The 9,812-nt window shown below is 73.2% G+C and carries 7 protein-coding genes and 1 pseudogene; 3 read left to right on the forward strand and 5 right to left on the reverse strand.

From position 1 onward, the window contains the following. Positions 1 to 37 precede the first annotated feature (37 nt). A complete protein-coding gene (locus ABD978_RS34695) occupies positions 38 to 3,244 on the forward strand; it encodes an AfsR/SARP family transcriptional regulator (protein WP_345364166.1) in 3,207 nt (1,068 codons plus the stop codon). On the opposite strand, the gene ABD978_RS34700 is transcribed toward ABD978_RS34695, so the two are convergent. From ABD978_RS34700 to ABD978_RS34710, 3 genes are all read right to left on the reverse strand, one after another. Next, complete coding sequence (locus ABD978_RS34700; protein ID WP_345364168.1) at positions 3,231 to 4,205, reverse strand: Lrp/AsnC family transcriptional regulator; 975 nt, start codon at positions 4,203 to 4,205, stop codon at positions 3,231 to 3,233. The two genes, ABD978_RS34695 and ABD978_RS34700, sit on opposite strands and share 14 nt — an antisense overlap. Before the next feature lie 233 nt (positions 4,206 to 4,438). Further along, entirely contained in the window at positions 4,439 to 5,248 is an 810-nt protein-coding gene (locus tag ABD978_RS34705) for an ABC transporter permease (RefSeq protein WP_345364170.1), read from the reverse strand. After that, positions 5,245 to 6,222 carry an ATP-binding cassette domain-containing protein gene (locus ABD978_RS34710; RefSeq protein ID WP_345364172.1) on the reverse strand — a complete coding sequence of 326 codons (978 nt, stop codon included), beginning with the start codon at positions 6,220 to 6,222 and terminating at the stop codon, positions 5,245 to 5,247. The genes ABD978_RS34705 and ABD978_RS34710 overlap by 4 nt, the downstream gene beginning before the upstream one ends. Before the next feature lie 372 nt (positions 6,223 to 6,594). On the opposite strand from ABD978_RS34710, the gene ABD978_RS34715 reads away from it, so the two are divergent. Beyond that, entirely contained in the window at positions 6,595 to 7,926 is a 1,332-nt protein-coding gene (locus tag ABD978_RS34715; RefSeq protein ID WP_345364174.1) for a PP2C family protein-serine/threonine phosphatase, read from the forward strand. A 48-nt stretch (positions 7,927 to 7,974) separates the two neighbouring features. Here ABD978_RS34715 and ABD978_RS34720 read toward each other — a convergent pair whose 3' ends face one another. Then, positions 7,975 to 8,373, reverse strand: a complete 399-nt coding sequence (locus ABD978_RS34720; protein WP_345364176.1) for a nuclear transport factor 2 family protein — start codon at positions 8,371 to 8,373, stop codon at positions 7,975 to 7,977. Positions 8,374 to 8,506: 133 nt separating this feature from the next. On the opposite strand from ABD978_RS34720, the gene ABD978_RS34725 reads away from it, so the two are divergent. Next, complete coding sequence (locus tag ABD978_RS34725; protein WP_345364178.1) at positions 8,507 to 9,109, forward strand: TetR/AcrR family transcriptional regulator; 603 nt, start codon at positions 8,507 to 8,509, stop codon at positions 9,107 to 9,109. A gap of 248 nt (positions 9,110 to 9,357) precedes the next feature. Here ABD978_RS34725 and ABD978_RS34730 read toward each other — a convergent pair. Further along, a pseudogene (locus ABD978_RS34730) lies at positions 9,358 to 9,812 on the reverse strand (septation protein SepH); the annotation flags it as partial.

Genomic DNA, 9,812 nt, shown 5'->3' on the forward strand with positions numbered 1-9,812 from the left:
GGGGCGCCGCCCCGGGCGGACAGGGGAGGATCGACCCGTGCGGATCTCGTTGCTCGGCCCTCTCGAGGTCACCGATGACGGCGGACGGCCGGTGGAGGTCGGTGGCGCCCGGCTGCGCACCCTCCTCATCCTGCTCGCCCTCGAGGCTCCCCGCGTCCTGACCGCCGACCGCCTCGTCGCCGGAGTGTGGGACGGCGATCCACCGGCCGGCGCCCCGAACGCCCTCCAGTCGCTGATCTCCCGGCTCCGCCGGACCCTGCCACCCGGGGCGATCGACTCCCGGCCCGCGGGGTACCGGCTGGTCGTCGAGGAGGACGTGGTCGACCTGCGGCGCTTCGACCGGCTCATCGCGCACGGACGGCGCCTGCTGCAGGACGACCCGGCCCGCGCGGCGGACGCCCTGGCCGAGGCGTTGAGCCTCTGGCGCGGCACGCCGCTCGCCGACGTCACCGACACCGGATTCGCCCGCGGCCACGTCGCCCGCCTCACCGAACAGCGCCTCGCCGCGATCGAGGACCACGCCGAGGCGCTGCTGCTGCTCGGCCGCGCCGACCCCGCCGAGCTGGAGGCGCTGGTCGCCGCGCACCCGCTCCGCGAGCGCCTGCGCGGGCAGTACATGCGGGCGCTGTGCGCCGCCGGCCGCCAGGCGGACGCGCTCGCCAGCTTCGAGGACGCCCGCCGCACCCTCGCGGAGGAACTCGGCGTCGACCCGTCGCCGGAGCTGCGCGCCGTCCACCTCGCCGTGCTCCGCGGCGACCAGACCCCCGCCCGGTCACGCGGCCGCAGCAACCTGCCCGCCCGGCTGACGAGCTTCATCGGCCGCGAGGAGGAGATCGAACGCGTCGGCAAGCTGCTCGAGGAGAACCGTCTCGTCACCCTCACCGGGCCCGGCGGGGCGGGGAAGACCCGGCTGGCCGTCGAGGCGGCCGCGGGCCTGACCGAGCGCATGCCCGGCGGCGTCTGGCTGGTCGAGCTGGCCGGCGTCGGCGACCCGGGTGAGGTCCCGCAGGCGCTGCTGAGCACGCTCGGGCTCCGCGAGACCGCGCTCACCGCCGGCATGCTCGGCGCGGCGCCCACCAGCGTCGAACCGGTCGAGCGGCTCGTCGCCGCGCTGGCCGACGAGCGGCTGCTCATCCTGCTCGACAACTGCGAGCACCTGATCGACTCCTGCGCCCGGCTCGTCGACCGGGTGCTCGGTGACTGCCCCGGCGTGCGCGTCCTGGCGACGAGCCGGGAGGCGCTCGGAATCACCGGTGAGAGCCTGTGGCCGGTGCCTCCGCTCGCCTTCCCGCCGGACGACCCGGCCGAGGTTCACCGGACCGCCGCCGACTCCGGCCGGGCGCCCTCACCGCCGGGCGGAGCGCTGAACTATCCCGCCGTACGCCTGTTCGTCGAGCGCGGCACCGCGGTGCGGCCCGGCTTCGACCCCGGAGTCGACCTCCCCGCGGTCCTCGCCATCTGCCGCCGCCTCGACGGCATGCCGCTGGCCATCGAACTGGCCGCCGCCCGCCTCCGTACGATGACCGCTGCGCAGCTCGCGGACCGCCTCGACGACCGGTTCCGCGTGCTGACGGGCGGCAGCCGTACGGCCCTGCCCCGGCACCAGACCCTGCGCGCCGTCGTCGACTGGAGCTGGGAGCTGCTCGACGACGCCGAACGCGCGCTGTTGCGGCGGCTGTCGGTCTTCGCGGGCGGCGCGACCCTGGAGAGCATCGAGGACGTCTGTGGCGACGACGTCCTCGACGCGCTCACCGGGCTGGTCGAGAAGTCGCTCGTCGAGATCGACGCGACCGGGCGGTACCGCGTCCTGGAGACGATCCGGGCGTACGGCGCGGAGCGGCTGTCCGACGCGGGCGAGGCCACGAGGGTCCGCCGCGCGCACGCGCACCACTTCCTCCGGCTGGCGGAGACGGCGGAGCCCAAGCTGCGCACCCGTGACCAGCTGCGGTGGCTGGACCGCCTCATCGCCGAGTACGACAACCTTCATTCGGCGCTGCGCTGGGCGATCGAGGTCCAGGACGCCGCGCTCGCCCTCCGCTACGTCGCGAGTCTGGGCTGGTTCTGGTTCCTGCGCGGGATGCGCGTCGAGGGCCAGCAGCTCGCCCGGGACGCCCTCGCGGTGCCCGGCAAGGGGCCGGCCGCCGCGCACGCGGTCGCCACCCTCTACTGGATGATCGGCCAGATCGACGACGATCCGATGCTGCGCGACAGGGACGAGATGCGGCACAGGATCGAGGCCGCGATGGAGGCCTGCGCGGGCATCCCGCCGGACGACCTGCATCCGATGCTCCGCATCGCTCCGCTGGGACTGTTGATCTTCGACGGCCGCATCGAGGACGCGCTCGCGGCGGTGGAATCCCTGCGCGACGCCCGTGACCCGTGGCTCCGGGCCACCGTGGGGACGATCCGCGGGCACGCGCTGATCAACCTCGGCCGGGTCCGGGAGATCGACCGGAACTTCACCGACGCGCTCGACGAGTTCCGCGCCCTCGGCGAACGCTGGGGCATGTCGCTGACGCTCACGGGGCTCGCCGAGCTGACCTTGTGGCAGGGTGATCCGCTGTCCGCCAAGGACTACATCGAGGAGGCCCTGCGCTACTCGCTGGACCTGGGCAGCTTCGACGAGTCCAGTCACCTGCGCGTCCGGCTGGCCCAGGCCTACGCATCGCTCGGTGCCGACGAGAGGGCCCGCGCCGAGCTCGACGCCGCGCTCCGGGGCGCCGAGCGCCGCGGTTCGCCCATCGACGTCGCCATCGTCCGCTTCACCACCGCCGACGTGGCACGGCGCCGCGGCGACCTCGACGCCGCACGCGCCGCGCTCGAGGACATCGTCCTCGGAGAGTGGCCCGGCGGGCCGCCGCAGTTCGCCTCGATGATCAACACCCAGCTCGCCATGCTCCACGGGGTGGAGGGCGATCTCGACGCGGCGCGGGCCCGGCACGTCGAGGCGTTCCGGTACGCCTGGGTGGCGCACGACGCCCCGATCGTCGGGCAGGCCCTCGTCGGCCTGGCCGACCACGCGCTCCGCGGCGGTGACCACGAGCTCGCGGCATCGCTCCTCGGGGCCGCCGTCGGCATCCGCGGGACCGAGGACCGGTCGCTCGAGGATCCGCCGCGGATCGAGCACGCCGTACGGGAGGCGATCGGCGAGGAGCGGTACGCGGAGGCGTACGCGCGCGGTCACGCGATGCGGATCACGGACGTCGCGGACCACCTCGGGATCGACCCGATCACCGACCACTGACCGGCGGCCCGCCCGGGAACAGCGACCCCGCACGTTTGACCGTACGGATGATCGGCGCGGTCTCCATCGACCGGATGCCGCCGAGGGCGGCGACCCGCTCGGTGAGGTAGCGGGCGAGGTCCCCGGCGTCCCGGCAGTTCACGGCCGCCAGGAGGTTGGTCGGGCCGGTCGTGAGCGCGGCGAACGAGACCTCCGGGTGCCGCGCGAGCGCCTCGGCGGTCTCGATGGCCGCGGCTGGCCGGACGCTCATCCACAGCCGGGCCTCGGCCGCGAAGCCGACCACCGCGGGTGGGACGTCCAGCTGGTACCGCAGGACGCCGGTCCGGCGCAGGGCCGTCAGGCGCCTCCTCACCGTGGACTCCGACCAGCCGGTGACCGAGGTCAGCTCCGCGTACGGGGCCCTGCCGTCGCGGGACAGGGCCTGCAGCAGCGCCCGATCGTCGTCGTCGAGCGTGACCGGCCCGTCCTCGGCCTCCTCCGGCTCGGGCCGGAGCCGCTCCACCTGCTCGGGGGACAGGGCGGCCACGCCCGCCCAGCCGGTGGGCAGCGCGAAGCCGCGCAGCAGCAGGTGGGCGGACACGGAGACGACCCGGCTCGTCCGCGGCAGCCGGTGCAGCAGCAGCGCCTCCTGCTCGTCGGCGCTGCGCGCCTGCACGTTGCAGGAGATCTCGGTGCCGCCCGACAGCAGGTACACCCATGAGGTGTCCTCCCGGGCGGCGAGCGCCTCGGCGACCCTGCTCGCCGCGTCGGGCGTGCAGCGGAGCCGGATGGTCCAGGGGACGTAGCCGAGGCGGGCGCCGTTGACGGTGCCGACCACCCGCAGCAGGCCCCCACCCCGCAGCCGCCGGTAGCGGCGCGCCACGGTGTTCTCCGACACGCCGAGGACCTCGGCGACGGCGCGGAACGACGCCCGGCCGTCCAGCCGCAGCGCGTGAATCAGGCCCAGGTCGACGGAATCCACCGCGACACCGTAACAGCCTGACGGTATCCGGCGAGCGGTCCCGCATGGCCGGCGGCTGCCCGAAGGGCACGGCCCTGGGGATCTTCTTCACCGTCAACGGGCTCGCCGCCGCGGTGGGACCGATGGTGGGCGGAGCCCTGGTCACCTGGCTGGACGGGCGGCCGTGGTGGCCCCGCGCCGGAGCGCCTGATGCGGGCCCGCGCCGGCGCGGGCCCGCATCAGGCGGACGGCCCTCAGACCCGGCGGCGCAGCGCGCGGACCGCGAGCGGCGCGAAGACCACCGCGATGCCCGCCGCCCACACCAGGGACTTCAGGACCGGGGACGCGACGGCGCCGCCGTTCATGAGACCGCGGGTGGCGTCGGCGAGGTGCGTCACGGGGTTGACCTTCACCCAGGCCTGCAACCAGCCGGGCATCGTGTCGACCCGCGCGAACGCGCTGCTCGTGAAGCTGAGCGGGAAGACCGTTGTGAACCCGAAGATCATTACCTTGTCCGGCTCGCTCACCAGGACGCCGATCAGCACGGCGATCCAGGAGAACGCGAGCGCGAAGGCCAGGAGCAGCAGGAAGGCCAGGACCACGTGGACGACGTCGGTCTTCACACGGAAGCCGATGATCATGCCGACGGCGATCAGGATCGCCATCGACCAGGCCTGCTTGACGGTGTCCGCGACGATCCGCCCGGCCAGGGGCGACATCCGCCCGATGGGCAGGCTGCGCAGCCGGTCGAACACGCCCTTGGTCAGGTCGGTGTTCAGCAGGAAGCCGGTGTTCATGGTGGCGAACATGGCGTTCTGCGCGATGATCCCCGGCAGCGCGAACTGCAGGTATTTCGTCGGCCCTCCGGCCATCTGGCCGCCGAACACGTACGCGAACAGCACGACGAACATGATCGGCTGGATGCTGAGATCGATCAGCTCCATCGGGTTGTGCTTGATCTGCACCAGGCTGCGCCAGGCGAGGGTCGCGGTGTGCCGCAGGGTCGCGACGGGGCTGACGCGCCGGGTCAGCGTGCGGGGTGCGGCGACGGCGGAGGCGGTCACGCCCGGCTCCCTTCGGTGACGAGTTCGGCGGCGGTCTCGGCGGGCTCGGCGCGGTGGCCGGTCAGGGCGAGGAAGACCTCGTCCAGGGTCGACTTGCGCAGCGACAGCTCGGCCACCAGCACGCCCGCGTCGTCGAGCCGGCGGACGATCGTCGGCAGCACGGCCGGGTCGGTCACCGGCGCGGTCACCAGGTCGCCCTCGACCTGCATCCCGTCGCCGACCACCACGCTGACCAGACCGGCGACCGTCTCACGGTCCCGCTCGTCGACCGGCCGGACCTGGAGCACCTGCCCGCCGACCTGCGTCTTGAGCTGGTCGGGGGTACCGTTGGCGATCACCTTGCCCCGGTCGATCACGGCGATCTCGTCCGCGAACAGATCGGCCTCCTCCAGGTACTGCGTGGTCAGCAGCACGGTCACACCGTCATCGACCAGGCCGCGGACGACGTCCCACAGCCCGCCGCGGGCGTGCGGGTCCAGGCCCGTGGTCGGCTCGTCGAGGAACAGCACCGACGGCCGCCCGACCAGGCTGGCCGCCAGGTCCAGCCGGCGGCGCATACCGCCGGAGTAGGTCTTGGCCGGGCGGTCGCGGGCGTCCCACAGCTCGAACCGCTCCAGCAGCTCGGCCGCGCGCGCCTTCGCCTCCGACCGTGACAGGTCCAGCAGCCGGCCGATCATGACGAGGTTCTCCGTGCCGGTCAGCATCTCGTCGACCGACGCGTACTGCCCGGTCAGCCCGATCAGCTGCCGGACCTGGTGCGCTTCGCGCACGACGTCGTGGCCGTCGACGGTCGCGCGGCCCTCGTCGGGCCGCAGCAGGGTGGCGAGAATGCGGACGGCGGTGGTCTTGCCAGCCCCGTTCGGGCCGAGCACGCCGAGTACGGTGCCGGGGCGCGCCGTCAGGCTCACGCCGTCCAGGGCGACCGTCTCACCGAACCGCTTCACCAGGCCCTCCGCCTGGATCGCGTAAGTCATGGGGGTCTTCTCCCGTGAGGTCTATATGTGTACGACCCTCACTGTCTCCGACCGCCCTGACATACCGCGCACATCCGTCTGATACCGCCTGACAGCCCCCTGAGAAGAGGCCCCTCAGCCCCGCGACCACAAGATCACTGGCGTTCGCCGACCATAGGCGGCAGTGATAGCCAGTGATCATGGCTTGGCCGGAGCGCGACGGCGTCGCGTGATGCGGATCGGCCGGTGTGCGGGCGGACGCAAGGCTCGGTGAAGCGGTCGTGGGCGGTCCTTCATCGGGACGAATCACCCGGCGGCGCGCGCTTTTCCGAGGCTTTTCCGCGCCCCCGCGCTGACCGGCCGGGCCCGAGGGCCTCTAGGGCGCAGCGGTCGATGATCGCGGAGGAGCGTCGTGACCGACCGTGCCGGCCGGGCGTTGTCGCAGGTCATCGTAGGGTCTCCCATAAACTCTGGGTAATCACTGCACGTACCCGGAGGTGTGTCACGGCTGCCGAGATCGACTATGAGGCTCTGTTCGCGGCCACTCCGAGTCCGTGTCTGGTGCTGACTCCCGAGCTGACGATCGTGGAGGCGAACCGGTCCTACCTCGAGACCACGGGACGCACGAGGGATGATCTCGTCGGCCGCTACATGTTCGACGCCTTCCCCTGTGAGCAGGACGCCGGACTGCGCGGCATGCGCAGCCTGAAGATGTCCGTGCGACGGGCCGCGGTCACGCGTCAGCGGGACATCCAGGGACCGCAGAAGTACGACATTCCCGTGGCGGACCGCCCCGGTGAGTTCGAGGAGCGGTACTGGAGCACGTTCACCAGCCCCGTCCTGGGCCTGGACGGTGAGGCGGTGCTGTTCGTGGTCCGTACCGAGGATGTGACCGCGTTCGTCACGCATCAGGCGCAGGAGGACCCGGTCAGGCACCAGGCCATGGAGGCCGAACTGTTCGGCCGGGCCAAGGAGCTCTATGAGAGCTACGAGGATCTGAGGCGGGCGTACGCCCGGGAGCGGCAGGTCGCGCTGACGCTGCAGCGGGCGATGCTGCCGGAGGTCGACCTTCAGCAGCCCGGTGACGTCGCGGTGCGCTACCTGCCAGCAATCGACACGTTGCACGTGTGCGGTGACTGGTACGAGCTGATCGAGCTGGATGAGACCCGGCTCGCGGTGGCGGTCGGGGACGTCGTCGGGCACGGACTGTCCGCCGCCGGAGTGATGGGGCAGCTGCGCAGCGCGCTCAGCACCGCCGTCCAGTCCCTCGCCGAGCCGGCCCCGGCGCTCCAAGCGCTCGGCCGGTACGCGCTTTCGGTCGAGGGAGCGCTGGCCAGCACCGCCGTGCAGGCCGTCATCGACAAGGCCGAGCAGAAGATCACCTACAGTTGCGCCGGTCACCTGCCGCCGGTCCTGCTGCAGCCCGACGGCACGGTCGACCTCCTCGACCAGGCCACCGACCCGCCCCTCGGCCTCAACCCCCTGGGCACTCCTCGGCCGCAGGCCGAGCGGCGCTACGCCTCCGGCGCCACGCTCGTGCTGTACACCGACGGCCTCGTCGAGCGCCGGGGCGAGGACATCGACGACGGCCTCGGCCGCCTCGCCGACAGCGTTAGTCGGCACGGCGCGCTGGACCCCGAGTCGCTGGCCGACGCGGTCCTCACCGACCTCGGTGTCGCCGGTGGCGCGGCCGACGACACCGCCCTCGTCGTCGTACGCCTCTGAGCCCGCCGCGCCTCCGGTGGGCACGGCGTGCCGCCCGAGGCGCGGCCGTCACCCGCCCAGGGGAGCCCTGCGGGCGAGCGTCTTCCGGTGGCTGATCCGCCAACCGTTCTCCACGCGCACGACGGTGTCCTCGTAGGTCACGCTTCCGCTGGTGCCGTTCGCGTAGATGCCGATTCCCTTCGACCGCGCGTGCACGTGGCCGTCGGCCTGTTCGCTGAGGACCACGTTCGTGACGTGGTGGCCGACCGGATTCCGCTCGCCGAGGGCGCGCCCCGCCTCGGCGAGCGCCGTCACACCTACGATCTTCTGCCCGAAGTCCGGGACGTCGTACGTCACGTCGGTGGTGAACACCTCGCCGAGGCGGTCCAGTTCTCCGCTGTCGCACAGGTGCCCGTGCATCGCGATCAACTCCGTGATGGCGAAGCGATCTTCAACCGTGATGGCCATGACGATCCTTTGCTCGCGGGACGTGAGGGGCGCCGCTCGGCCTGCTCGCGGGCGGACGACGAAACGGGGAGTTCCCCGGATAGTGCGCTAACCTAAGCGGGGAACTCCCCACTTAGCAACCACGGAGACGACGATGGCGCATGCGGGCAGTCCGCGGGACTCCCGACGACCGCGCAGGACGGACGCGGCCCGGAACGCCGAGTCGCTGCTCGCGGCGGCGCGGGAGCTCTTCGACGAGCGCGGGCCCGATGTCCCGTTGGACGAGGTGGCCCGCAGGGCGGGCGTCGGCAACGCGACGCTCTACCGGCATTTCCCGACCCGCCGCGACCTGATCGTGGCGGTGTACGCGGACGAGGTGACGGCGCTCTGCGATCAGGGCGCCGCCCTGATCGAGGCCGAATCGCCGGGAGAGGCCCTGTTCACCTGGCTGGACGACTTCGTGGTCCACGTCGCCACCAAGCGCGCCTTGGCGCTCGCCGGGACGGACGACGACGACCAGCGCCGTACCGCGTTGTTCGACGACTGGCACCGGTCGATGCGGTCCACCGCGGACAGGCTGCTCGCCCGAGCCCGACGGGCCGGTGCCGTGGACGCCGGCCTCAGCGTGGACGACCTGCTCGCTCTGACGAGCGGGGCCGCCATCGCGGCCACCGGCGCGGACGACGCGCGACGGCTTCTCCGGATCATGCGCCACGGCTTCACGGGCGACCAAGGGTCGGCGGGCTTCGTGGGGTGATGGGAAGCGGCCGGCTCCGGGCGGGCGCAATGCTCGATGAAAGCCCGCGCTGCCGGGCGATTCGTCCCGACAACGGGCCCGCCGGCAGCGGCCTCACCGAGCGCTAGGCCTGCCTCGAGCCGTCGAGACCGGCCCCGATCAGCGCACCGGCCCACCGCGCGGCGCCCGTCCGCCGCCGCGACCGACGACAACCACCGACCTCGGCAGCCGACCCGCGGGCGATGGTCCGGGTTCCGCCGTCGGTCGGCTTACTCGGGGCGGCGGGCGCCGAACATGATCTCGTCCCAGGACGGGACCGAGGCGCGCTTGCTCCGGGCCCTCTTCCGGGCCGGCGGGCGCTTCTCCGGAGCGGGCGGTGCGGCGGGCTTCGCCGCCGCCGCGGCGGCTGCGGGACGGTCGGCGACCTTCTCCGCCGGCTTCTCGGGGGGCTTCTGCGCGGCCGGTTTGGCGGCCGGCTTCGCCGGGGCCGGTTTGGGCGCCGGGGCGGGCTTCGGTGCCGGAGCGGGCTCGGGCTTCGCCGCGGCGGCCGGTTCGGCGTCGCGTGGCTTCGGCGTGGTGGGCCGCGGGGCGATCGGCTTCGGCGCGGCGGGCCGGGGAGTCGGCGGCTCGGCCTCGACGCGCTCCTCCGCCGAGCGCTGCGGCTGCTTCGGCTCGGCCGGCTTCGGGGCCGGCTCGGGCTCGGCCGGGGCCGGCGTGGCCGGCG

It is taken from the genome of Actinoallomurus liliacearum (assembly GCF_039542035.1).
In the GTDB taxonomy this organism is placed as follows: domain Bacteria; phylum Actinomycetota; class Actinomycetes; order Streptosporangiales; family Streptosporangiaceae; genus Actinoallomurus; species Actinoallomurus liliacearum.

What these genes read in the sequence shown, in the direction of transcription:
- ABD978_RS34720 (WP_345364176.1), bottom strand. Translation starts at nt 8,373, where the DNA reads ATGGCCATCACGGTTGAAGATCGCTTCGCCATCACGGAGTTGATCGCG.
- ABD978_RS34715 (WP_345364174.1), top strand. Translation starts at nt 6,595, where the DNA reads ATGATCGCGGAGGAGCGTCGTGACCGACCGTGCCGGCCGGGCGTTGTC.
- ABD978_RS34725 (WP_345364178.1), top strand. Translation starts at nt 8,507, where the DNA reads ATGGCGCATGCGGGCAGTCCGCGGGACTCCCGACGACCGCGCAGGACG.
- ABD978_RS34710 (WP_345364172.1), bottom strand. Translation starts at nt 6,222, where the DNA reads ATGACTTACGCGATCCAGGCGGAGGGCCTGGTGAAGCGGTTCGGTGAG.